Consider the following 353-nt stretch of genomic DNA (forward strand, 5'->3'; position numbering starts at 1 on the left):
CCCCGGGGTCTTATTCAATGGCTTTTATGCTGTTTCTAGCCGCCAGGGGTGGTTCCCCAGCCTGTCGCTTTCCTCATGTGGGGGGGTCGATTGGCGTTAAAGCACTTTTTTCTCGATTTACCTATCTTCAACCTGAACTCATACCCTGTGGAAAATGTTGTGGATAACTTGCCTATTATTCCCAAATACTAAGGTTGACAGGGGATTGAACCAGACCAAATCCCTATCGATTTGATGGATTTTCCACAGTTTTTCCACAGATGCTGACAGGATGGAACCCTTAACCAAAGTCAAATTTAAACACAATTTCCACAATTTCCACAGTGGCTCGCCACCCCCCTAAACAATTAGCC

The organism is Limnospira sp. (assembly GCF_051859755.1).
Classification (GTDB): Bacteria; Cyanobacteriota; Cyanobacteriia; order Cyanobacteriales; family Microcoleaceae; genus Limnospira; species Limnospira fusiformis.